Below are 20,786 nucleotides of genomic sequence, written 5' to 3'. Positions count from 1 at the left end.
CAATACTGTAATACGCCGATCCGGCACGTAAGCTACCCGGTCATGGGCGAGGACGTGGCACAGCGGGGTGACGAGGTGGAACTGCGCCCGTTGTCCGCCCGCTCGGTCGTCCTCAGCCTCCTGCTCGGCCTGCACCCCCCGGAGCTGCCCGTACGGGAACTGGTGCGCGCCGTCGAGCCGTTCGGCATCGCGGGCACCACACTGCGGGCGGCGCTCAGCCGTATGGTCGCCGCCGGCGACCTGCGCCGCGCGGACGGCGTGTACGCGCTCAGCGACCGTCTTCTGGAGCGGCAGCGCCGCCAGGACGACGCCGTCCATCCGGAGACCGGGGTCTGGGACGGCGACTGGGAGATGGTCGTGGTCACGGCCACCGGACGCGACCCGGCCGACCGCGCCGAACTGCGCGCCCGGCTGACCCGGCTCCGCCTCGCCGAACTGCGCGAGGGCGTCTGGCTGCGCCCGGCCAATCTGCGCCGCCCTCTGCCGGAGGCCCTCGACGAGGTCGCCCAGTGCTACCGGGCCCGGCCCGACCTGGCCGCCCGCGACCTGGCCGCCGCCCTGTGGGACCTGGACGCCTGGGCCGCCACCGGGCACGCCCTGCTCGACCATGTCGCCCGCGCCGACACGCCGTCCGCGCGCTTTACCGCCTTCGCCGCGGTCGTACGGCATCTGCTGGCCGACCCGGTGCTGCCGCCCGCCCTGCTCCCGGACGACTGGCCGGGCGCGGGCCTGCGCGCCGCATACGCGCGCTACCGGCGGGAGATGGCCGGCGAGGCGCGCGGGCCGGCGTCCGAAACGGTGTAGCGGTCCCGAGGTGGCGGGCCGTGACCGTGTGGTGCGGCCGCCGGCCGCCGGGCCTCGATGTGGGTCAGACCGACCGGTGGTACTGGTCGGGCACACTCACCTCGCCACCCAGCTCGCGCGCCGCATGGCGGGCGAAGGAAGGGTTCCGCAGCAACTCACGGCCGAGCAGGATGGCGTCCGCCTCGCCGTTCGCGAGGATCTTCTCCGCCTGCTCGGCGTCGGTGATCAGCCCCACCGCGGCGACCGGCAGGGGAGTCTCGGTCTTGACTCGCGCGGCGAACGGCACCTGGTAGCCCGGGCCGACGGGGATCTTGGCGCTGGGGGAGTTGCCACCGGTCGAGACGTCGAGCAGGTCGACGCCGTGGGCCTGCAGATCGGCGGCGAGGCGGACCGTGTCCTCGTCGGTCCAGCCGTCCTCGCCCAGCCAGTCGGTGGCGGAGATCCGGAAGAACAGCGGCTTGTCCTGCGGCCACACCGCGCGCACGGCGTCCACCACCTCGAGGGCGAGACGGGTGCGGTTCTCGTACGAGCCGCCGTATTCGTCCGTGCGGTGGTTGGAGTGCGGGGAGAGGAACTCGTTGATCAGATAGCCGTGGGCACCGTGGATCTCGGCGACATCGAAGCCGGCCGCGAGGGCGCGGCGGGCGGCGTCCGCGAACTGCCGGACCACGTCACGGATCTCGTCGACCGTCAGCTCGCTCGGCACCAGGTGTCCCTCGGCGAAGGCGATCGCGCTGGGCGCGACCGGCTGCCAGCCGTGGGCGTCCGCTCCCACCGCCCCGCCGCCCTCCCAAGGGCGCCCGGTCGAACCCTTGCGCCCGGCGTGGGCGAGCTGGATGCCCGGCACGGTGCCTTGGGCCCGCAGGAAGTCCGTGACCCGGCGCAGCGCCTCGACCTGCCGGTCGTTCCAGATGCCCAGGTCGTACGGGGTGATCCGGCCGTCGGGGTGGACGGCGGTGGCCTCGACGAGGATCAGGCCCGTTCCGCCGGTCGCGCGGGCGGCGTAGTGCGCGAAGTGCCAGTCGTTCGCGGCGCCCGTGTCGGGGCCCTCCGGTGCGGCCGAGTACTGGCACATGGGCGCCATCCACACACGGTTGGGGATGGTCAGGTCGCGCAGGGTGTAGGGCTCGAAGAGCGCACTCACGGCGGACTCCATTCGTCACGGGACCGGTGGTCGACTCGTACGATAGGCATCGTAGTACGGTGGATGTCAAACTACGAGAGGTCTCGTACAATGAACCGAACCGAGTGAGGGACTCCGCGTCAGCGGGCCCGACGAACTGGAGCCGCCGTGACCAGCCCCGCCGTCAGCAGCCGAGACCTGCCGCACCCGGCGCGCGAGGAGATCCGTCTCGAAGGGGTGCTGCACGCCCTGTCGGATCCGATGCGGCTGCGGATCGTGCGCGAACTCGCTTCGGTCGGCCATGAGTTGACGTGCTCGCACTTCGACCTGCCCGTCACCAAGTCGACCACCACGCACCACTTCCGGGTGCTGCGCGAGAGCGGCGTGATCCGGCAGATCTACCGGGGCACGGCCAAGATGAACGGCCTGCGCGACGACGACCTGGACGACCTCTTCCCGGGGCTCCTCGACGCGCTCCTCGACGCGGCCGGCCGACAGGCCGCACGGCTCGGTGAGGACGGGGCCTGAGCCGTGTCCGCGAAGTCCCGCCCGGCGCCCCGCGCGATCGAGGGCCTCTCGTTCGGATCATGCCGGGCTCGCGGGGTCCGGCACCGCACCTCGCCGCGTTGTCGTCGGTTGCCATGGCTCCGCCATGGCGCCCTCCTCCGCCTTGCGATGCGCGGCACCGGACCCCGCTCCCTGATCCGGCCTGATCCAAAAGAAAGACCCTAGGCCCCGCCGCCCTGCGCCGCGCGCATCAGTGACTGCCAGTCGGGGAGCTTGACCGTGCCCCGGCCGAGCGACGCGCCCAGTTCCGCCTCCGCCCGCTCGATGGCGCACCAGCCCTGCCAGCGCACCGGGTCGATCCCGGCCGCCCGCAGGGCCGTGACCGGCTCCTCCGGCACGGACTTCCCCTCCAGCGCGGCCGCGTCCGCCAGCAGGGAGGCGACCGTCTCCTTCGCGCACGGACGGTTGGTGCCGATGACGCCGGTCGGCCCCCGCTTGATCCAGCCGGCCACGTACTCGCCCGGCGTCACCGCCCCGTCGCGCAGCACCCGCCCGTCCCGATGCGGCACCGTGCCGGTCGCGGGGTCGAACGGCAGCCCCTCCAGCGGCACACCGCGATAGCCCACCGACCGCAGCACCAACTGCGCCTCGACGTCCTCGAACCGGCCCGTGCCCGTCACACCGCCCCGCCCGTCCGGTGCCGTCCGCTCGAACCGCACGGCACCCACGCCGCCGTCGGCGGGCAGGAGTTCGACCGGGCGCAGGAAGAAGCGCAGCCGGATACGGTGCCGGGCGGCCCGCGCCGGGGCCTCGGCCCAGGCGTGCAGCACCTCCACGTTGCGGCGCTGCGGCGCGGGCAGCGCGGCGGGCTCGGCGCACGCCGGGTCCATCGCCAGCTCCCGCCCGTCCACCACGACCTCGGTGTCCGGCAGCGCGCCCAGCTCGCGCAGCTCCTTGGTGGTGAAGCGGGCCTGCGACGGGCCGCGCCGGCCCACCATGCTGATCTCGGACACCCGGCTCGCGGCGAGGGCGGTGAGCGCGGCGTGCGGGATGTCGGTGGGGCTCAGCTCGGCCACGCCGCGCGCCAGCATCCGCGTCACGTCGACCGCGACGTTCCCGACGCCGATGACCACCGCGGAGCGCACCCCGGTCAGAAACCCGTCGGCGGCGGCGTCGGGATGCGCGCTGTACCAGGACACGAACTCGGTCGCCGACCAGCTGCCCGCCAGATCCTCGCCCGCGATCCCGAGGCGCCGGTCGCCGGCGGCGCCCACGCAGTACACCACCGCGTGGTACAGCTCCCGCAGCCGTGCCGCCGGTACGCCGTCCGGGCCGACCGGCACCCCGCCGAGGAACCGGACCCGCTCGTGCTCCAGCACCGTGCGCAGGGTGTTCTGCAGGGACTTGATCTTCTCGTGGTCGGGTGCCACCCCGTACCGCACGAGGCCGTACGGGCACGGCAGCCGGTCCAGGACGTCGACGAGCGCGCCGGGATGCTGCTGGACGAGCCCCTGGGCGGTATAGCACCCGCTGGGGCCGGAACCGACGACGGCGATCCTGAGCACGGCGGAACTCCTCGGTCATGGAAGGTCGGGAGTCGCTCTCGACTCCCAGCATCGCACCGCCGCCGCTCCGCTGACAGGGTGCTGTGCCGTGCGCGGGGAGCGTGTTCGTTCGTTATGGAATGTGATCATGCGGTTACGTTGCGTGTGTGCTGGAAGCATCCTTTCTTAATCTTTCCGATCGTTGTGCGACAGACGGCACCGTGTCCGTGTGGCCCGCGTGGGAAGTGCGGGACGGCGCCGGGGCCACCTCGTGGCTGGGTGTCCGCTTGGAGTTCGGTGACGGCGCACATGTCGACGCGGTCGCCGTCGTCGGTGAGGGCGGCGTCTACCTGGAGGACGTCCGGGCCGTACCGGCGCTCTCGCTGGACGACCTCGCGGCGCTCGCCGACTGGATCGAGGATCCGCTCTCCCAGGCGTGCGGTGTCGCGGGGCGGCAGGGCGACGGCTCCGCGGCGAGCCGGGCGCGCCCTGAGTGGCCGCTCGGTGTCGAGGGGCAGTGGCTCGTCGCGCGGGAGTACCGCCAGGCCCAGGAACGGGGCGCGGACCCCGTTCTGGCGGTGATGGGCGCGACCGGGCACAGCCGCCGCCGGTCGCTGCGGCTCATCGGCCAGGCGCGCGACGCGGGATTCCTGCCACCGCGCCGCGCCCGCCGCTGACGCCGGTCGGCGGCCCCGGGTCCACTGCCGACGCCCCTCGACGCACCCCTGTTCGGCTCGTCCGGCTCCTCCGGCTCGGTCAGAGCAGATCCCGCATCCGCGAGATCTCGGTCGTCTGCTGTGCGACGACGTCGTCGGCCATCTCCTCGACCTGGATGTTGTTGCCCTGCGCCTTCACATCGGTGGCCATGGTGACCGCCCCGTCGTGATGGGTGATCATCAGGGTGAGGAAGAGCTGGTCGAACGCCTGCCCGCGCGCGGCGCGCAGCTTCGCCAGTTGCGCCTCGGTCGCCATGCCCGGCATCGGCGCGTGCGCGTGCTCGTGGCCTTCGGCCTCGGTGCCCTTGCCGTGGGTCTTCAGCCAGCCCTTCATGGCGTCGATCTCCGGGCCCTGTGCGGCGGCGATCCGCGACGCGAGCTTCTTCACCTTCGCCGACTCCGCCCGCTCCGGCACGAGTTCGGTCATCAGCAGGGCCTGCTCGTGATGCTGGATCATCATGCGCGCGTAGGAGACGTCGGCGGAGTTGGGGGAGTCGTCCTCGGAGCGCTGCCGTGCGGCCTCCTCCGCGGACAGCACCTTGTTGGGCTCGCCCGGCTCACCCGGCACGATGACCGAAGGCCCGCTGTCCGCGGGCGACTTGGCGTCGGTGGCGGAGTCGCAGGCTCCCAGCGCGAGCACGAGGGCGGCCGCGGCCAGGGCGACGCGGGCCCGGCGCCATGAAAGCGGTGTCACATCTGCCTGGTCCCCTTTTGATATGGGCATGCTGAGACGATACTCGGGCGTGCGTGAACCGTTCCAGTGCGAACGGCACAAGGGAGGAAAACAGTGATCCTGTTCGGCAATTCCCGAACCCGACGCAGACACCTGGGAGTTGTGGCCGTCGCCGCCGGACTCCTCGGCGCTCTGCTGACCGCGCAGCCGGCGACCGCGACCCCCGACCCCGGGGACGGACCCGCCCAGGAGCAGAAGATCTCGGAGAGCACCCGTGCCGAGGTGCGCAAGGCGCTGAAGGACGGCGAGATACCCGGCCAGGACGAGATCGTCCACTCCGCCAACATCCGGCACGTGGCGAACGTCCCCAAGGACGCCCTCCAGGGCACCAACTCCGACCTCGCCTTCCAGGGCAAGTACGCCTTCGCGGGCAACTACGACGGCTTCCGTATCTTCGACATCAGCAACCCGAGGGCCCCGAGGACCGTGGCGCAGGTGCTCTGCCCCGGCTCGCAGAACGACATCACCGTCTCCGGCGACCTCCTCTTCCTGTCCACCGACTCCTCGCGCAGCGACAGCAGTTGCAACAGCACCACCCAGCCCGCCACCGAGAAGTCGTCGTGGGAGGGCATGAAGGTCTTCGACATCAGCGACAAGCGCAACCCGAAGTACGTCGCCGCCGTCGAGACCGCCTGCGGCTCGCACACCCACACGCTGGTGCCCGAGCGCAAGAACGTCTACATCTACGTCTCGTCCTACTCGCCCAGCGCCACCTACCCGGACTGCCAGCCGCCGCACGACGGCATCTCCGTCATCAAGGTGCCGCGGCACGCGCCCCAGAAGGCGGCGGTCATCGACTTCCCGGTGCTCTTCCCCGGTGAGGGCCCGGACGGCGGCGGCAACCCCGGCACGCCCGGCCGCGTCAGCAAGACCACGGGCTGCCACGACCTCACGGTCCTGCCGTCCGAGGACCTGGCCGCCGGTGCCTGCATGGGTGACGGCATCCTGCTGTCGATCAAGAACCCGGAGCGCCCGAAGGTCATCGACCAGGTGCGGGACGACGTGAACTTCGCGTTCTGGCACTCGGCGACCTTCAACCAGAAGGCGAACAAGGTCGTCTTCACCGACGAGCTCGGCGGTGGCGGCGCGGCCACCTGCAACGCCGAGATCGGCCCGGACCGCGGGGCCGACGGCATCTACGACATCGTCGGCAAGGGCGACAAGCGCAAGCTGGTCTTCCGCAGCTACTTCAAGATCCCCCGGCACCAGGCCGACACCGAGAACTGCGTGGCGCACAACGGCTCCCTGATCCCGGTCAAGGGCAAGGACCTCATGGTCCAGGCCTGGTACCAGGGCGGCATCTCGGTCTGGGACTTCACCGACTCCAAGCGTCCGAAGGAGATCGCCTACTTCGACCGCGGCACCCTGACCACGGACACCCTCCAGCTCGCGGGCTCGTGGTCGGCGTACTACTACAACGGCTACATCTACTCCAACGAGATCGCGCGCGGCCTGGACGTCCTGAAGATCGACGACCGCCGCACGGACCCGGCCCGCCGGATCCACCTGCGTGAGCTCAACGTCCAGACGCAGCCGGACTACTTCGACTGACCGTTCGGACGGCCGGGTTCGTCACCGCTCCCGGTCGCGAAGAACCGTGACAGATCCTCGGCGCACGTTCCGCCGGACGCGGCCTCCGCGTCCGGCGGGACGCCCATCTCCCAGTCCAGCCGGTAACGCTTGAACAACTCCGCCCGCAGCACCGGCACCTGCATCGGGACTCCCGGCACCAGCGCCGCGAACACCGCGCCCATCAGCAGGGCGCGCAGCATCGGATAGTCCGCGTCGACGTCCCGCGAACCGTACCGCTCACAGGTCTCCCGCAGCAGCTCGGCCAGCCGCCGCTGCTCCGGGCACTGCACAAAGCCCTCCGCCTGCAGAATGCCCGCCATGTGCTGACGCATCAGCACCGGCCGGTCCCGGGCCAGACCCAGCACGGCGTCGATGGCCCGCGCCATCCGCTCGCGGCCGTCCTCGGTGCGGGGCTCGCGCTCCAGCGCCTCCTCCAGCGTCCGGTGCATCAGCCGGTGCACGGCCGACTGCACCAGCTGGCGCTTGCCGGGGAAGTAGTACGACACCAGTCCGCGCGCCGATCCGGCCCGGTCCGCGATGTCACCCAGGGTGGTCGCGTCGAACCCGCGTTCGCCGACCAGCTCCACCGCCGCCTGGAGGAGCCGTTCCCGGGAACGCCGCCGCAACTCTTCATTGACCGAGGCGCTGCGCGGGGACATCCTGTAACTCCTGCGTTGACTGGCTGCCAGCCAACTATACTCAGCGCAGTCCGTCCGGAGCCGTAGCGCCCGGTCGGGGTCTGTCGTCCGCCCTGGGCGACGCGGGGGATCGTCCAGGGCGGACTCGACGGCGTCTGCCTGCCGCCTTCCGATTCCTACGGCCGCGGGCCGCAGCCCACGAGGTCCAGGACCGGCAGCAGGGCGTCCGGGCGTTCTGTCGCCGGGAGGTGGTCCACGAAGTGGACCGTGCAGCCCAGGGCTGCCGCGCCGCCGTCCGCGCGGTGGCTGTCGCCGACCATGACGGCGTCCCGGGGGTCGGCGCCCAGTGCCTCGCAGGCCACTGTGAACAGGCGGCGGTCGGGTTTCTGGACGCCGTGCTCGAAGGACAGGACGTAGGCGTCGACATAGGGGTCGAGTCCATGTGCCCTGAACACAGGGCGCAGGTCCCAGCCGATGTTGCTGACCACAGCGACGCCCACGCCGCGTTCGCGCAGCGTCCGCAGCACGTCGGCCGCGTCCGGGTAAGGGGCCCAGGCGGCCGGGGTCATGTGCCGGTCGTACAGCAGGTCGTGCAGACGGTCGTCCGGCAGCCGTACCTGCCGTGAGAGGCCGGTGTACGCGGCCCGGTGCAGCTCCTCGCTCGTGTCCCGCACGCCCCACACGCTGGCGACCTCCTCGGGCAGCCAGGAGGGCGGGGCGCCGCCGGGGAGCGCTCCCATCACCTCCAGGGCCCGCGCCGCCTCCAGCAGCTCGGCCTCGGGGAGGTCCCAGGGGGCCTCGGCGAGGGTGCCGCGCAGCCATGACTCGGTGGACTCGACACGGAAGAGCGTCCCGGAGAAATCGAACAGCACTGCGGTCATGGGTGTGATCGTAGGTGGCCGTTCGGTGCGGTGAGGCAAGATCGCGCCATGGGGCGGGGAGGGGGTGGGCAGGCGCGTGCGGGGAACGTCAGGTGAGTACGTCGTCGGTCGGTTGTGCCCGGTCTCGTGAGCGGCGGACGTCCACGCCCACCGCCAGGACCACCACCAAGGCGCCCAGCAACCAGCCTCCGACGACGTCCGTGGTCCAGTGGACGCCCAGCCACACCCGGGTCAGTCCGACCCCGGCCACCGACACGACCGCCACCGCGACCGCCGTGTGCCAAACGGGGCCGACGACGCCGTACCGGTGCAGCAGCCAGAGCAGGAGGCCGCAGACGACCGTCGCGGTCATGGCGTGTCCGGACGGAAAGGCGGCGTAGTGGGCGGAGTCCACGGGGTCGGGCCACACCGGGCGGGGCCGGTCGACGGCTGCCTTCAGTGTCTGCTGGACCAGTGTGGCCAGCGCACATGTGACCACCAGCCATACCGCCGTCCAGCGTGCGGCGTGGCGCCACACCAGCCAGATCGCCACCAGGAAGGTCAGGATCCGCATCGTCCACGGGTCCCACACCCAGTCGGTCAGGATGCGGCAGGCTTGCGTCATCGCGTCCGCATCTACGGCCCAGCCGTGTGATGTGTCCGCGATGTCGGCGTCGAGGCGCATCAGCGGGTTCCAGCGGAGCGCGACGAGGGCGAGCAGGAGTGCCGAGGCGAGGCCGAGGGCGCCGGCCCAGCGGGGGACCGTGCGCTCGGCCCTCGGGTGGGGCGGGGACTCGACGGATCGGGTGGGCATACAGGGATCCTCGCCGACTCGTGGGGCGGGACTCCACTACCAATGGTGCGTCCGCGGCCCGCGCCGCGGCCATTCCGGCCGCCCCCAGGATGAACACCGTGGTCCACCACATACCCAGGGCCACCCCGCGTATCCGTGCGCTTCTGTACGGCCGCCCGGCGGAACCCGTTCAGAGGGTCAGCAGCATCGCCAGCATCGCGATCCCCATGGACAGCCGGCACGCGCGCGCCAACTCCGGGCGGTCGCCCCAGCCCACCCCCGGCCCGCCCGCCGCGACCGGCACCATCCGCACGCCGGAGACGAGTACATAGCCCGTGAAGTAGGCGAGCAGGACGCCCGTCAGGAGCGGGACGCCCGCCTCACCGTGGCCACCCCCGCCCCCGGGCGAGGCGGCCATCGCCAGGGACATGTAGACCATGGCCGCGGCGCCCACCAGATGGTGCAGATGGTGTCCGCCGGCCCGCGCCGACCACAGCGCGTGCAGCGCCGCCGCGCCGAACACGGCCGCGTAGACGGGCCAGGCCCAGTCGGGCGGAGTGAACACCGCCGCGGGCACCGCCATCACCGCCATGCCGAAGCCCATCAGCGCCTCGCCGCCCGCGGCCCGGCGCTGCTCCTCCACATGGCTGCGCATCCGCAGCAGGCAGTAGGCGCCGGTCACCGCGCACAGCGTGACCAGCAGCCAGCCGGGCGAAGCCGGTCCGTGCACGCGTACCTCCCCGCTCGACGGTTCGGACAGTGCGTCGATGCCCGGGCGAGGTGGGGGCCACGCGGGCGCAGAGGTGTACACGGGGAGCGTTCGGAGGTGCATCACATTTGATTCACGGGTAAAACACTCGCTAAAGTAATGAAGTGAGTAGTCGAATTCCGCTTGAGGTCGCCCGAGTGCTGCGCCTCGGCCGGCCCCCGGAGATCTGGTTCAAGCCCGCCCTGAGCGTGGTCGCCGCCGTCGCCCCGCCCAACCTCACCCTGGTGGTGCTGGACCGGCTCGACCTGGCGATGTACACGATGGCCGGATCCCTGTGCGCGCTCTACGCCCACAACCGCCCCTACGCCGCCCGCGCCCGCACCCTGGCCTGGGTGCTGCTCGGCATGCTCGGCGGTCTCGCCGCGGCCCTGCTCGCCGCCTCGCTCACCGGCAGCGCCGTCGTCCTCGTCACCGTCGGCGCGGTCCTGGCCGCCGCGCAGAAGGTGCTGTGCGACGCCACCCGGATCGGCCCGCCCGGCAACGTCATCCTCACCTTCGTCAGCTCCGCCGCCCTGTTCGTGCCCCAGACGCTCGCCGAGATCCCCGGGCACCTCGCCCTGGGCACCGCCGCCGGCGCCTGGGCCTGGCTGGTCGGCATGGCGCCCGGCCTGCTGCGCCCGCACGGCCCCGAGCGCCGGGCCACCGCGGCGGCGCTCCGCGCGGCGGCCATGTACGCCGAGACCGCCGGTGAGCACGACAGCGCCGAGCACGACCGCGCCGGGGCCGTCGGCGAGCACGTCCGCGCGAACGCCGTAACCGCCCTGGCCGCCGCCCGCCACGCCCTGCTCGCCGCCGGCCGCGCCACCGACCTCCGCCAGGCGCTCGGCCGCCTCCTCGACCGTGCCGAGATCGCGCTCGCGGCCCCCGCCGACGCCGACCCGGACCTGCTGCGCGCCTGGGCCCGGGACCTGCGCGGGACGCGGCCCGTACCGCTGGTCGACGACCTCACACTCCTGCGGGGCGAACCCGTTCCGCAGGACCCGCTGTGGGCACGGGTCCGCCCGCTCGGCCGGTTCGCCCTACGCACCGCCCTGGGCTGCGCGTTCGCCGGTTACGCCTCCCTCGCGCTGGGCGTCGGCCGCCCGTACTGGGCGCTGGTCACCGCCGCCTCGCTCTACCAGGCCAGCTTCACGCTGACCTGGGGGAGGGGAGTCCAGCGTGTCGTCGGCAACCTCCTCGGCGTCCTCCTCTTCGCCGCCCTCGTGCCCCTCGCGCACACCGGCGGCCTCGCCCTAGTCCTGTGCTGCGCCGCCCTGAACTTCGGCGCCGAGGCCCTCATCGGCCGCAACTACTGGCTCGGCAGCGTCTGTGTGACCCCCATGGCGCTGCTGATCACCGAGTTCGCCGGCTTCCAGGACCCGGGACGGCTCATCGGCGAGCGCGTGCTGGACACGATCGTCGGCGCGCTCATCGGTCTGCTCGCCGCCCTGGCCGTCCCGGACCGCGCCCGCGCGCGGGTCGTGCGAGCCGGGCGCGGGACACCCCGTACGCTCGCCGGGGCGGAGCACCGCGAGGTGCCGCACCCGGACCAGCGCACACAGAGCGACACGACGGAGGGCGTACGGCCATGACGGCGACGAACGGCGGGCCGACCGGGACGCGACAGGACACGGTGGCCGCCGTGGTCCGCCAGTGGCGGACCGTGCACCCCGACCTCGACACCGCCCCCATGGAGATCATCGGCCGGATCAACCGCTGTGCCGCCCTGCTCCAGCAGGCCGAGGACGCGCCGCTGCGCCGGGCCGGCCTGAGCCGTGCCGAGTTCGACCTGCTGGGCGCGCTGCGGCGCACCGGCCACGAACTCACCCCCAGCGAGCTCACCCGGGAGACCTTCTCCTCCGGGGCCGCCGTCACCAAACGCCTCAAGGCGCTCAGCGAACGCGGACTGGTCGAGCGGCGCGGTGACACCCGGGACCGCAGGGTCGCCCACGTCCGCCTCACCGACGCCGGCCGGGACCTCGTCGACGGCATCCTGCCCGAGCAGCTCGCCTACGAGACGGCCGTCCTGTCCGACCTCGACCCCGACGGCCAGGAAGAACTCGCCTCCCTGCTGGGTGATCTGCTCACCCGGCTGGAGGGGCGGCTCGGCAGCCTGCGGGCCTGACGGGCGGGCCGTCGCTCAGATGCCCGGGCGGTAGCGCAGCGGATGTTCCGCCGGCACCTCGACCAGCACGATCGGTGTGCCGTCCGGGTCGGCGAGCCACATCTCGATCAGGCCCCACGGCTCTCGCAGCGGCGGCCGGACGATCTCGACGCCCTTCGCCACCAGCTCCTCGTGCGCGGCCGCCACGTCCTCGACCTGCATCCACAGCCGCACCGCCGGTGAGGCCGGCGTCTCGGACCGGCCGGAGACCTCCAGGAAGCCCCCGCCGAGGAAGTAGACGGTGCCGCGCTCGGCGCCCGTCCCGAACTCGCGGTACACCGCGAGGCCCAGCTGCTCGCCGTAGAACACTCGGGACCGCTCGGGGTCGGTGGGACGCAGGAGGGTCCGGCCGCTCAGTACATGCACCATGCGGCCGCACAGTAGTGGCGCGTTAGGCTCTGCGGTGCCCGAGCCGCGCCCGAGACGGGGGAGAACGCACCATGGACACCGCCGCGCCCGACGCCCGCGCCGGAATGGTCTTCCGGGACGCCACCGACGCCGACGTGGACTCGATCGTCGCGCTCGTCGAGTCGGCCTACCGCGGGGACTCCAGTCGCGCCGGCTGGACGACCGAGGCCGACATCCTCGTAGGGCGGCGGACCGACCCCGAGGGCGTCCTGGAGGTCGTCAAGTCGCCGGACAGCCGGCTGCTCACCGTCGAGCGCGACGGCCGGATCGTGGCCTGCTGCCAGCTCGAGCACCGCGGGACGTACGCGTACTTCGGGATGTTCGCGGTCAGCCCGGAGCTGCAGGGCGCCGGTCTGGGCAAGGTGATCATCGCGGAGGCGGAGCGGCAGGCCCGCGCCACCTGGGGTGTGACCGAGATGCACATGACGGTGATCTCGGTACGGAACGATCTGATCGCCTGGTACGAGCGGCGCGGTTACCGCCGTACGGGCCGGATGACGCCGTTCCCGTACGGCGACGAGCGCTTCGGCATCCCGCAGCGCGACGACCTCCAGTTCGAGCTGCTGGTCAAGGGGCTCGGCTGAGCGGTACGCGCTCCTGCGGGGGCGGCTACGCGGTGAAGCGGCCGGTGCGCTTGATCTCCGGGTAGTCGGTGGTCGCGCCGTCCAGTTCCAGGGCGCGGACGAGCCGCAGATGATCCTGCGTGTTGACGACCCAGCCGATGATCCTGAGGTCGGCCTTGCGGGCGTGCTCGACGATCTCGAGGGTGAGGCGGCGGATGTTGAGGCAGACCGTCGCCGCGCCCACGGCGACCGCGCGGTCCACGATGTCGGTGCCGTAGCGGCTGGCGATCAGCGCGGTGCGGATCCCGGGCACCAGGCGGGCGATCTCGGCGACGGCGTCGTCGTGGAACGAGGACACCTCGACACGGGAGACGAGATCGCGGCGGGTGATCACCTCGGCGAGCGCCCGGGCCGCGGCCACGTCCTTGATCTCCGCCTGCAGCGGCGTCCGTACCGCGTCCAGCACCTCTTCGAACACCGGTACGCGCTCCCCGCGGCCCGCGTCCAGGGCGCGCAGCTCGGCGAGGGTCTTGTCGGCGATCGCGCCGGTTCCGTCGGTCGTGCGGTCCACGTCGGTGTCGTGCATGACGACGAGGGCGCCGTCCTTGCTCAGGTGGAGGTCGAGTTCGATGACGTCGAGGCCGGCCTGCTGGGCGGCGACGAAGGAACGGAGGGTGTTCTCGGGTTCGAGACCCATGACTCCGCGGTGACCGATGGTAAGGAAGTTCAAGACTCAACTCGCTTCCGTCGACGGCGGCTCGGCACGCAGGCGAACCGGAGGGCACTGTTCGCGTGGCAGCCCGAGCCTAGTGGCCGCCGCGCGTGATGAACCCCACATGTGCGCGGGGTTCGCGCTGCGTGACATGGCACGGCTGGCGCACAGGGCGGTGGGCCGTCACCCTGGGGTGGGCGAGTCCTGTGGGGATTGACCGGGGCTTGCCGGGTAGGAGCGACGTATGCCCATCTGACGGCGGCTCAATCACGTTCCCCGGGTCCGACAGGAAAAAGTGCGGTGACCTTGAGGGTGTGCAGGATAATTTCCCGAGCCTCCTCTTGCTGGGAGGAACCTCGTATGTATACGGTCTCTTTACGCGAGGTTCTCCCGTGGAGGATGGGACATGACGGAAATTCTTGTGCAGGCGGCTTCGGGGGACCAGGTTCCTCCCGTGACCAGGGTGGTGGAGCACCCGGCATGGCCCGTGCTCAAGGATGCCGTGGAGCGGATCCGGCCATGGCAGTCCAAGGACGGGTCGATCGACTTCTCGGCCGAGGGCGCGCCCGAGCGCGGTGACGCCGAGGCCGCCGTACGGCGTGTCGTCGAGGCCGTGGAGGAGCTTTCGCCGCTCCTGCCGCACGATGCCGCGTACCACCAGGCCCTGGTGAAGGACCTGACCCGCTGGGCCGAGGGCGGCTTCGCCATACCCGACTTCCTGGACTCGCTGCTGGCCTTCCAGCCCGCCGCGGACCGTGCGGACGGCCTCCAGCACCTGGTCGTCTTCCCGATGTACACGCAGAACGGCAACCCCGACCGCAACCTCGAGGCCGTCGTCCTGCGCATGGTCTGGCCGGACTGGCTGGCCGAGCTGGAGCGCACCCGCTACGACAACCCGCTGTTCTGCGGCATCAAGTTCGAGGACTTCACCGCGGGCTACGACACCAACTCCGCGGTCCTCTTCCCCGAGACGATCGCCGTGCGCGAGGCGCCCGAGCGCTTCACCTGGGGTGGCATCTTCTGCGACCGCGAGGCAGCCCGCTTCCGCCGCGTCACCGACGCCGCCGTCGACATCCTGGGCCTGGAACTGCCCGAGGACATCGCCGCGATGGTCCACGACCAGAAGCGCTGCGAAGAGGCGTTCGTCCTGTGGGACATGGTCCACGACCGCACCCACAGCCACGGCGACCTGCCGTTCGACCCCTTCATGATCAAGCAGCGCCAGCCGTTCTGGATGTACGGCCTGGAGGAGCTGCGCTGCGACCTGACCGCCTTCAAGGAGGCCGTGAAGCTGGAGGCCGAGGGCGTCTCCCAGGCCCGTGACGTGCAGTTCGCCGTCCTCTTCGACCGCATGTTCCGCTTCCCGGTCACCGGCGAGCGGGTGCGCAACTACGACGGCCTCGGCGGTCAGCTGCTCTTCGCCTACCTGCACAAGCACGACGTCGTCCGCTGGACGGACAACAAGCTGCACATCGACTGGGACCGCGCCCCGCAGGTCACCAACCAGCTGTGCGCCGAGATCGAGAAGCTGTACCGCGACGGCATCGACCGCCCGAAGCTCGTCCACTGGTTCGCCGGCTACGAGCTGGTCTCCACCTACCTGGCCCCTCACCCGGGATCCAAGTGGGCCAAGGGCCCCGACGCCCTCGACCTGAGCCAGCCGCCCCGGAAACTCGTCGATGACGTGCTTCCGGACGAGTTTCCGCTGAGCATGTTCTATGAGGCCCTGTCCAAGAAGCTCAAGAACGTGATCGCCTCGACCCGGGGCATCACCGCGGACGACGCCGAGCGGATCGCCGCGTGAGCGACCGCGACACAGGCGACACGGCTCAGGCTGCCCAGGAGGCGAGGCGCATGGTGGGGAACGGTGCACTCAACGGTGCGGTGATCGCGGTGGCCGGAGCGGGCGGACCCGCCGGCCGGGCGGCACTGCGGCGGCTCGCCGAGGCGGGCGCCACCGTCGTCGGCGCGGACAACGACCCCGAGCGCCTCGCCGAGGCCGTCGACGCGGCCCGCTACGCGTCGGGCGGGGCGACCGTGACCGGGGAGACGGTCGACCTGCTCGACCTGGAGTCCTCGCGTGACTGGGCGCTGCGCACCGAGAAGGAGTTCGGGCGGGTCGACGGGCTCGTCCACCTCGTCGGCGGCTGGCGCGGCAGCGAGACGTTCATCAAGACCAGCCTCGACGACTGGGACTTCCTGGAGCTGCTGCTGATCCGCACGGTGCAGCACACCTCGCTCGCCTTCTTCGAGGCGCTCCAGCGCAGCGACCGGGGGCGCTACGTGCTGATCAGCGCGGCCGGCGCCACCAAGCCGACCGCGGGCAACGCGTCGTACGCCGCCGCCAAGGCCGCCGCCGAGGCGTGGACGCTCGCGCTCGCGGACGCCTTCCGCAAGGCGGGGGGCCCCGGGGGCCCGACCTCGGCGGCTGCCATCCTGGTGGTCAAGGCGTTGGTCCACGACGCGATGCGCGCCGACCGCCCCAACGCGAAGTTCGCGGGCTTCACGGACGTCCACGACCTGGCCGACGCGGTCGTGGGCGTCTGGGACCAGCCCGCCGCCGAAGTGAACGGAAAGCGCCTGTGGCTGACCGAGAAGCCGTGAACCCTCCGAAGACCGACGCCCGCCGTCACCACGACCCGGACGTCCGCGGCTTCGCCAGCGACAACTACGCCGGCGCCCACCCCGAGGTGCTCGCCGCCCTGGCCCTCGCCAACGGCGGGCACCAGGTGGCGTACGGCGAGGACGTCTACACGGAGAACCTCCAGCAGATCGTCCGCGGGCACTTCGGTGCCACGGCGGAGGCGTTCCCGGTCTTCAACGGCACCGGAGCCAACGTCGTCGCGCTCCAGGCGGTCACCGACCGCTGGGGCGCCGTGATCTGCGCCGAGAGCGCCCACATCAACGTCGACGAGTGCGGGGCGCCCGAGCGGGTCGGCGGACTGAAGCTGCTCACGGTGCCCACCCCGGACGGCAAGCTCACCCCCGAGCTGATCGACCGGCAGGCGTACGGCTGGGACGACGAGCACCGGGCCATGCCCCAGGTCGTCTCGATCACCCAGAGCACCGAGCTGGGCACCCTCTACACCCCGGCGGAGATCCGGGCGATCTGCGAGCACGCCCACGCGCACGGTATGACGGTGCACCTGGACGGCTCGCGGATAGCCAACGCCGCCGCCTCGCTGGACGTCCCCATGCGGACGTTCACCAACGCGGTCGGCGTCGACCTCCTCTCCCTCGGCGGCACCAAGAACGGCGCCGTCTTCGGTGAGGCCGTGGTCGTGATCAACCCCGACGCCGTGCGGCACATGAAGCATCTGCGCAAGCTGTCCATGCAGCTGGCGTCCAAGATGCGGTTCGTGTCGGTGCAGCTGGAGGCGCTGCTCGCCAAGGACCTGTGGCTGCGCAACGCCCGCCACTCCAACGAGATGGCCCAGCGGCTCGCCGAGGGCGTACGCGCCGTCCACGGGGTCGAAATCCTCTACCCGGTGCAGGCCAACGCCGTCTTCGCGCAGCTCCCGCACGATGTGGCCGAGCGGCTCCAGAAGAAGTTCCGCTTCTACTTCTGGGACGAGGCGGCCGGCGTCGTGCGCTGGATGTGCTCCTTCGACACCCGCGAGGACGACGTGGACGCCTTCGTGGCGGCGCTCAAGGAGGAGATGGCCCGCTAGCCGCTCACGTTCTGCATAGGTATGCGGTCATTCGAAAAGTCATTGACTCTCGGATGGCCGCATCCTTACGCTCTGCCGTCATGGAGCTCATCCAGGAAACCTCCGACCTCTCCGCCTACTTGGCCGCTGACGAGGTCATCGACCATGACAGTCCGGTGGTGCGGCAGGCGGCTGCGCGGCTCGCCACGCAGGCCGAGGACTCGTATGCCTATGCGCGGCTGGCCTTCGAGTTCGTACGGGACACCGTCCCGCACTCCCAGGACTCCGGCGACCCGCGTGTCACCTGGCGCGCCTCGGACGTACTGAAGCAGGGCACGGGAATCTGTTACGCCAAGTCCCATGCCCTCGCGGCCCTGCTGCGGGCCGAGGACATCCCGACGGCGCTGTGCTACCAGAAGTTCGACGTCGTCCACGGCCTGGTCGCCGTCCGCTTCGGCGGCGCCTGGCACCGCCAGGACCCGCGGGGCGACAAGCCCGGCGTGACCACGCGATTCTCCCTGGACGGCGAGCAGTTGGCCTTCCCGGTGGATCCGGACTCCGGCGAACTGGACTACCCGACCCTGTACGCCGAGCCGCACCCGGCGGTCCTTCAGGCCCTCCGGGCCGCGAGGGACCGGGAGCACCTGTGGGAGCTGCTCCCGACCGCACTCTGAGCAGGGGTCAGCGGGCCTCGGCCGCGCGGACCTGCTCCGGGGTGGGCGCGGTGCCGCCGAGATGGGCCGGCATCCACCAGGTGTCGTTCGCGTCCTTGGGGCGGACCGGGTAGGCGCGCTGGGCGGCCTCCAGCAGCTCCTGGACGCGCTCGCGCAGCTGGCGGGTGATGGCCCCGGCGTACTTCTCCCGGGACGCCTCGATGGCCTCGCCGACCCGGATGGTGATCGGGATGTGGCTGCGCTTGAAGTTGCGCGGGTGGCCCTTGGTCCACAGCCGCTGGGTGCCCCACACGGCCATCGGGATCAGGGGCACGCCGGCCTCCTGGGCGAGGCGGGCGGCGCCCGACTTGAAGCTCTTCAGCGTGAAGGACTGCGAGATGGTGGCCTCGGGGAAGACCCCGACGATCTCCCCGGAGCGCAGCGAGTCCAGCGCGTGGGCGTATGCCGCCTCACCCTGCTCGCGGTCCACGGGGATGTGCTTCATGCCCCGCATGAGCGGGCCGGAGACGCGGTGCCGGAACACCGACTCCTTGGCCATGAAGCGCACGAGCCGCTTCTGGGGGAGCGCCGCCAGGCCGTTGAAGACGAAGTCCAGGTAGCTGATGTGGTTGCTCACCAGCACGGCGCCGCCCGAGCGCGGAATGTTCTCCGATCCCTTGCAGTCGATCTTGAGGTCCCACACCTTGAACAGTGTCTGGGCGAAACCGACGACAGGACGGTAGACAAGCTCTGCCATGGACGGGGTGGACCCTTCCTTCAGTGCCTGGGAAGGAAGCTCCCAGAGGTAAGTTACGCAGCCGTAGGTTTACGGCTTGTCGCCGATCGTGCCCGAAGAACGGCCGAGGGCCAAGCCCAAGTGCCCGGATGCCGCGAGATCCTCGTCACGTCCCCACCTTGATCCACCTCGTGCTTTGGATCGCCCTTTACCCGGCGCGCACCGTCATCCGCCGTACGAGCAGGTACATCTCACACCCCAGGCAGTACCCGAAAACGGCGTTGAGGAACGCGGCGGCCAGGGCGGCGCCGGTGGCGGCCAGGCCGAGCCACTGCGGTCCCAGCGTGTAGCCGACGAGCCCGACGACCGCGAAGACGAGGCCCACGGCCTGCGCGAAGCGCGGCGGCTCCGGCGCCTCGAAGGCGGTCGGCGGCCCGAGCCGCGGCCGCACCACCCGGCGGAACAGCACCCCGTAGGGCGACCGCCCCACCCCGCCCGCGGCGCCCAGCGCGAACGCCAGCGTCTGCCAGGCCAGCAGCCAGGCGCTCCCCGTGACCAGGACGACCGCCAATACCACGGTCGTCACGGCCGCCCCGAAGCGCGGCCCCCTCACATCGATGTCCATGAATCAAGCATTCCGCAACGGACAGACTTCCGGGAGACGGGAATCTTTGCAGTCCTGTGAATGCTTGAGCAGGGTGATGACCGGACTCATGGTGTGCGTGGCGGTGCTGGCGGTGGCGAGCGCCTACGGAGTGCTGCAGCGGCGGCGGAGCGGGAGGGTACGGGTGCGCGGGCGCGACGACGGAAAGCGGCTCGGCGCGGGCGAGTTGGGCGGCGAGCTCGGCGAGCGCGCCACGCTCGTACAGTTCTCCAGCGCCTTCTGCGCCCCCTGCCGGGCCACCCGGCGCGTGCTGGGCGAGGTCGCCGGCATCGTCCCGGGCGTGCGCCACATCGAGATCGACGCCGAGGCGCACCTCGACCTCGTACGGCGGCTCGACATCCTCAAGACGCCGACCGTGCTGGTCCTGGACGCCGACGGGGCCGTGGTGCGGCGGGCCACCGGGCAGCCCCGGAAGGCCGACGTCATCGCGGCTCTGGGTGAGGCGGTCTGAGGGGCCGTGCGGCCGAGGGTGAGTCATCTCCCACATGCCGGGACGCACTTGACTGTGCGGACCACCTATCGTCAGCCTGACACGTATGGGTGAGGAACTCCTTCTCTTCGGCCGGGCCCCCGCCGAACCGGCCCGCACCGTGGGCGCGCGCTGTCCGGGCTGTTGAACCGCCCCGGACCGCCCCGCATCCCCTCGCAGAAGGACAACTCCATGACGGCCTCTCCCGGCCTGGACACCGCTCAGCTCGCCTCTCCCGATCTGCTCCGCTCCGTCTTCCGGCGCCATGCCGCCGGTGTGGCGGTGATCACCGCACGCGGTGAGCAGGGCCTCGCCGGCTTCACGGCGACCTCCCTCAGCTCCGTCTCCGCCGAGCCTCCGATGCTGTCCTTCGGCGTCGGCGCCGGTGCCTCCAGCTGGCCGGTCATCGCCGCGACGGACCATGTCGGCGTCCACATACTCGGCGAGCACCAGCAGGACCTGGCCGCGACCTTCGCCCGCAGCGGTGCCGACCGCTTCGGGCCGCCGACGGTCTGGCGGGAGGGCCCCGAGGGGGTCCCGGTGCTGGACGGGGTGCTCGCGTGGATGGTGTGCCGGGTGGTGGCGCGCGTGCCCGCGGGCGATCACCGCATCGTGCTCGCCGAGGTCGTCCGCGGCGACCCCTCCGGGCAGGGCCGTCCGCTGCTGTACCACCAGGGCCGGTTCAACGGCCTGCGTGACTGAGGTCACCGGGGGCGTGTGACCGGACAG

Annotated in this window: 24 protein-coding genes; 13 read left to right on the top strand and 11 right to left on the bottom strand. The window is 71.6% G+C overall.

What is annotated here, in order from left to right:
- Window positions 1-42: 42 nt before the first annotated feature.
- Entirely contained in the window at window positions 43-804 is a 762-nt protein-coding gene (locus tag DC008_RS03705; protein ID WP_108705698.1) for a PaaX family transcriptional regulator C-terminal domain-containing protein, read from the top strand.
- A gap of 64 nt (window positions 805-868) precedes the next feature.
- Here the strand turns inward: DC008_RS03705 and DC008_RS03700 are convergent, their stop codons facing one another.
- Window positions 869-1,948 carry an NADH:flavin oxidoreductase/NADH oxidase gene (locus DC008_RS03700; RefSeq protein ID WP_108710552.1) on the bottom strand — a complete coding sequence of 360 codons (1,080 nt, stop codon included), beginning with the start codon at window positions 1,946-1,948 and terminating at the stop codon, window positions 869-871.
- A 147-nt stretch (window positions 1,949-2,095) separates the two neighbouring features.
- Between DC008_RS03700 and DC008_RS03695 the strand changes: the two genes are divergently transcribed.
- Window positions 2,096-2,455: an ArsR/SmtB family transcription factor gene (locus DC008_RS03695; protein ID WP_108705697.1), complete on the top strand. Its 360-nt coding sequence runs from the start codon at window positions 2,096-2,098 to the stop codon at window positions 2,453-2,455.
- Between the two features lie 200 nt (window positions 2,456-2,655).
- On the opposite strand, the gene DC008_RS03690 is transcribed toward DC008_RS03695, so the two are convergent.
- Window positions 2,656-3,999: a ferredoxin--NADP reductase domain-containing protein gene (locus DC008_RS03690; RefSeq protein WP_108705696.1), complete on the bottom strand. Its 1,344-nt coding sequence runs from the start codon at window positions 3,997-3,999 to the stop codon at window positions 2,656-2,658.
- Window positions 4,000-4,199: 200 nt separating this feature from the next.
- On the opposite strand from DC008_RS03690, the gene DC008_RS03685 reads away from it, so the two are divergent.
- Window positions 4,200-4,655 (top strand): DUF6214 family protein, encoded by a 456-nt coding sequence (locus DC008_RS03685; RefSeq protein ID WP_108705695.1) that lies wholly within the window; start codon window positions 4,200-4,202, stop codon window positions 4,653-4,655.
- A 79-nt stretch (window positions 4,656-4,734) separates the two neighbouring features.
- On the opposite strand, the gene DC008_RS03680 is transcribed toward DC008_RS03685, so the two are convergent.
- Window positions 4,735-5,418 (bottom strand): DUF305 domain-containing protein, encoded by a 684-nt coding sequence (locus tag DC008_RS03680; protein ID WP_108705694.1) that lies wholly within the window; start codon window positions 5,416-5,418, stop codon window positions 4,735-4,737.
- A 63-nt stretch (window positions 5,419-5,481) separates the two neighbouring features.
- Here DC008_RS03680 and DC008_RS03675 point away from each other — a divergent pair, with 63 nt between their 5' ends.
- On the top strand, window positions 5,482-6,978 hold the full coding sequence (locus tag DC008_RS03675) for an LVIVD repeat-containing protein (protein WP_108705693.1): 1,497 nt from the start codon (window positions 5,482-5,484) through the stop codon (window positions 6,976-6,978).
- On the opposite strand, the gene DC008_RS03670 is transcribed toward DC008_RS03675, so the two are convergent.
- The 4 genes from DC008_RS03670 to DC008_RS03655 form a co-directional block, all read right to left on the bottom strand.
- Window positions 6,966-7,658, bottom strand: a complete 693-nt coding sequence (locus tag DC008_RS03670; RefSeq protein ID WP_108705692.1) for a TetR/AcrR family transcriptional regulator — start codon at window positions 7,656-7,658, stop codon at window positions 6,966-6,968. The two genes, DC008_RS03675 and DC008_RS03670, sit on opposite strands and share 13 nt — an antisense overlap.
- A gap of 155 nt (window positions 7,659-7,813) precedes the next feature.
- The gene (locus tag DC008_RS03665) at window positions 7,814-8,518 is read right to left on the bottom strand and encodes an HAD family hydrolase (protein ID WP_108705691.1); all 705 of its coding nucleotides are present in this window, start codon (window positions 8,516-8,518) and stop codon (window positions 7,814-7,816) included.
- An 88-nt stretch (window positions 8,519-8,606) separates the two neighbouring features.
- A complete protein-coding gene (locus DC008_RS03660; protein ID WP_108705690.1) occupies window positions 8,607-9,311 on the bottom strand; it encodes a phosphatase PAP2 family protein in 705 nt (234 codons plus the stop codon).
- Between the two features lie 169 nt (window positions 9,312-9,480).
- Window positions 9,481-10,020 (bottom strand): DUF5134 domain-containing protein, encoded by a 540-nt coding sequence (locus DC008_RS03655; RefSeq protein ID WP_108705689.1) that lies wholly within the window; start codon window positions 10,018-10,020, stop codon window positions 9,481-9,483.
- Window positions 10,021-10,163: 143 nt separating this feature from the next.
- On the opposite strand from DC008_RS03655, the gene DC008_RS03650 reads away from it, so the two are divergent.
- Together DC008_RS03650 and DC008_RS03645 are read left to right on the top strand one after the other, a co-directional pair.
- The gene (locus tag DC008_RS03650; protein ID WP_244221330.1) at window positions 10,164-11,630 is read left to right on the top strand and encodes an FUSC family protein; all 1,467 of its coding nucleotides are present in this window, start codon (window positions 10,164-10,166) and stop codon (window positions 11,628-11,630) included.
- Window positions 11,627-12,163: a MarR family winged helix-turn-helix transcriptional regulator gene (locus DC008_RS03645; RefSeq protein ID WP_108705687.1), complete on the top strand. Its 537-nt coding sequence runs from the start codon at window positions 11,627-11,629 to the stop codon at window positions 12,161-12,163. Before DC008_RS03650 ends, DC008_RS03645 begins: the two co-directional genes overlap by 4 nt.
- Before the next feature lie 15 nt (window positions 12,164-12,178).
- Here DC008_RS03645 and DC008_RS03640 read toward each other — a convergent pair whose 3' ends face one another.
- Complete coding sequence (locus tag DC008_RS03640) at window positions 12,179-12,571, bottom strand: VOC family protein (protein ID WP_108705686.1); 393 nt, start codon at window positions 12,569-12,571, stop codon at window positions 12,179-12,181.
- Window positions 12,572-12,642: 71 nt separating this feature from the next.
- Between DC008_RS03640 and DC008_RS03635 the strand changes: the two genes are divergently transcribed.
- Window positions 12,643-13,194, top strand: a complete 552-nt coding sequence (locus tag DC008_RS03635; protein WP_108705685.1) for a GNAT family N-acetyltransferase — start codon at window positions 12,643-12,645, stop codon at window positions 13,192-13,194.
- A gap of 25 nt (window positions 13,195-13,219) precedes the next feature.
- Here DC008_RS03635 and DC008_RS03630 read toward each other — a convergent pair whose 3' ends face one another.
- A complete protein-coding gene (locus DC008_RS03630) occupies window positions 13,220-13,903 on the bottom strand; it encodes a glycerophosphodiester phosphodiesterase (RefSeq protein WP_055622228.1) in 684 nt (227 codons plus the stop codon).
- Window positions 13,904-14,291: 388 nt separating this feature from the next.
- Here DC008_RS03630 and DC008_RS03625 point away from each other — a divergent pair, with 388 nt between their 5' ends.
- The 4 genes from DC008_RS03625 (at window position 14,292) to DC008_RS03610 (ending at window position 18,209) form a co-directional block, all read left to right on the top strand.
- On the top strand, window positions 14,292-15,689 hold the full coding sequence (locus DC008_RS03625) for a DUF6421 family protein (RefSeq protein WP_108705684.1): 1,398 nt from the start codon (window positions 14,292-14,294) through the stop codon (window positions 15,687-15,689).
- A 50-nt stretch (window positions 15,690-15,739) separates the two neighbouring features.
- On the top strand, window positions 15,740-16,489 hold the full coding sequence (locus DC008_RS03620) for an SDR family oxidoreductase (RefSeq protein WP_108705683.1): 750 nt from the start codon (window positions 15,740-15,742) through the stop codon (window positions 16,487-16,489).
- Entirely contained in the window at window positions 16,486-17,556 is a 1,071-nt protein-coding gene (locus tag DC008_RS03615) for a threonine aldolase family protein (RefSeq protein ID WP_108705682.1), read from the top strand. The genes DC008_RS03620 and DC008_RS03615 overlap by 4 nt, the downstream gene beginning before the upstream one ends.
- 80 nt (window positions 17,557-17,636) lie before the next feature.
- Window positions 17,637-18,209: a transglutaminase-like domain-containing protein gene (locus DC008_RS03610; RefSeq protein ID WP_164492258.1), complete on the top strand. Its 573-nt coding sequence runs from the start codon at window positions 17,637-17,639 to the stop codon at window positions 18,207-18,209.
- 7 nt (window positions 18,210-18,216) lie between these two features.
- Here the strand turns inward: DC008_RS03610 and DC008_RS03605 are convergent, their stop codons facing one another.
- Window positions 18,217-18,945 (bottom strand): lysophospholipid acyltransferase family protein, encoded by a 729-nt coding sequence (locus DC008_RS03605; RefSeq protein ID WP_108705680.1) that lies wholly within the window; start codon window positions 18,943-18,945, stop codon window positions 18,217-18,219.
- A 187-nt stretch (window positions 18,946-19,132) separates the two neighbouring features.
- Window positions 19,133-19,549, bottom strand: coding sequence for a DUF4395 domain-containing protein (locus tag DC008_RS03600; RefSeq protein ID WP_108705679.1), 417 nt, complete (start codon window positions 19,547-19,549; stop codon window positions 19,133-19,135).
- A gap of 76 nt (window positions 19,550-19,625) precedes the next feature.
- Here DC008_RS03600 and DC008_RS03595 point away from each other — a divergent pair, with 76 nt between their 5' ends.
- Together DC008_RS03595 and DC008_RS03590 are read left to right on the top strand one after the other, a co-directional pair.
- Complete coding sequence (locus DC008_RS03595; protein ID WP_055622221.1) at window positions 19,626-20,039, top strand: thioredoxin family protein; 414 nt, start codon at window positions 19,626-19,628, stop codon at window positions 20,037-20,039.
- A 210-nt stretch (window positions 20,040-20,249) separates the two neighbouring features.
- The gene (locus tag DC008_RS03590; protein WP_108705678.1) at window positions 20,250-20,759 is read left to right on the top strand and encodes a flavin reductase family protein; all 510 of its coding nucleotides are present in this window, start codon (window positions 20,250-20,252) and stop codon (window positions 20,757-20,759) included.
- Window positions 20,760-20,786 lie beyond the last annotated feature (27 nt).

It is taken from the genome of Streptomyces nigra (assembly GCF_003074055.1).
Classification (GTDB): Bacteria; Actinomycetota; Actinomycetes; order Streptomycetales; family Streptomycetaceae; genus Streptomyces; species Streptomyces nigra.
The sequence above is the reverse complement of the archived record's forward strand: the minus strand, read 5'-3'. Positions and strand labels throughout refer to the sequence as shown.

Excerpts from the sequence above, each read along its gene's own strand:
- DC008_RS03705 (WP_108705698.1), top strand. The coding sequence starts at position 43 with ATGGGCGAGGACGTGGCACAGCGGGGTGACGAGGTGGAACTGCGCCCG.
- DC008_RS03680 (WP_108705694.1), bottom strand. The coding sequence starts at position 5,418 with ATGCCCATATCAAAAGGGGACCAGGCAGATGTGACACCGCTTTCATGG.
- DC008_RS03670 (WP_108705692.1), bottom strand. The coding sequence starts at position 7,658 with ATGTCCCCGCGCAGCGCCTCGGTCAATGAAGAGTTGCGGCGGCGTTCC.
- DC008_RS03665 (WP_108705691.1), bottom strand. The coding sequence starts at position 8,518 with ATGACCGCAGTGCTGTTCGATTTCTCCGGGACGCTCTTCCGTGTCGAG.
- DC008_RS03660 (WP_108705690.1), bottom strand. The coding sequence starts at position 9,311 with ATGCCCACCCGATCCGTCGAGTCCCCGCCCCACCCGAGGGCCGAGCGC.
- DC008_RS03645 (WP_108705687.1), top strand. The coding sequence starts at position 11,627 with ATGACGGCGACGAACGGCGGGCCGACCGGGACGCGACAGGACACGGTG.
- DC008_RS03640 (WP_108705686.1), bottom strand. The coding sequence starts at position 12,571 with ATGGTGCATGTACTGAGCGGCCGGACCCTCCTGCGTCCCACCGACCCC.
- DC008_RS03635 (WP_108705685.1), top strand. The coding sequence starts at position 12,643 with ATGGACACCGCCGCGCCCGACGCCCGCGCCGGAATGGTCTTCCGGGAC.
- DC008_RS03625 (WP_108705684.1), top strand. The coding sequence starts at position 14,292 with ATGACGGAAATTCTTGTGCAGGCGGCTTCGGGGGACCAGGTTCCTCCC.
- DC008_RS03620 (WP_108705683.1), top strand. The coding sequence starts at position 15,740 with ATGGTGGGGAACGGTGCACTCAACGGTGCGGTGATCGCGGTGGCCGGA.
- DC008_RS03610 (WP_164492258.1), top strand. The coding sequence starts at position 17,637 with ATGGAGCTCATCCAGGAAACCTCCGACCTCTCCGCCTACTTGGCCGCT.
- DC008_RS03605 (WP_108705680.1), bottom strand. The coding sequence starts at position 18,945 with ATGGCAGAGCTTGTCTACCGTCCTGTCGTCGGTTTCGCCCAGACACTG.
- DC008_RS03600 (WP_108705679.1), bottom strand. The coding sequence starts at position 19,549 with ATGGACATCGATGTGAGGGGGCCGCGCTTCGGGGCGGCCGTGACGACC.
- DC008_RS03595 (WP_055622221.1), top strand. The coding sequence starts at position 19,626 with ATGACCGGACTCATGGTGTGCGTGGCGGTGCTGGCGGTGGCGAGCGCC.
- DC008_RS03590 (WP_108705678.1), top strand. The coding sequence starts at position 20,250 with ATGACGGCCTCTCCCGGCCTGGACACCGCTCAGCTCGCCTCTCCCGAT.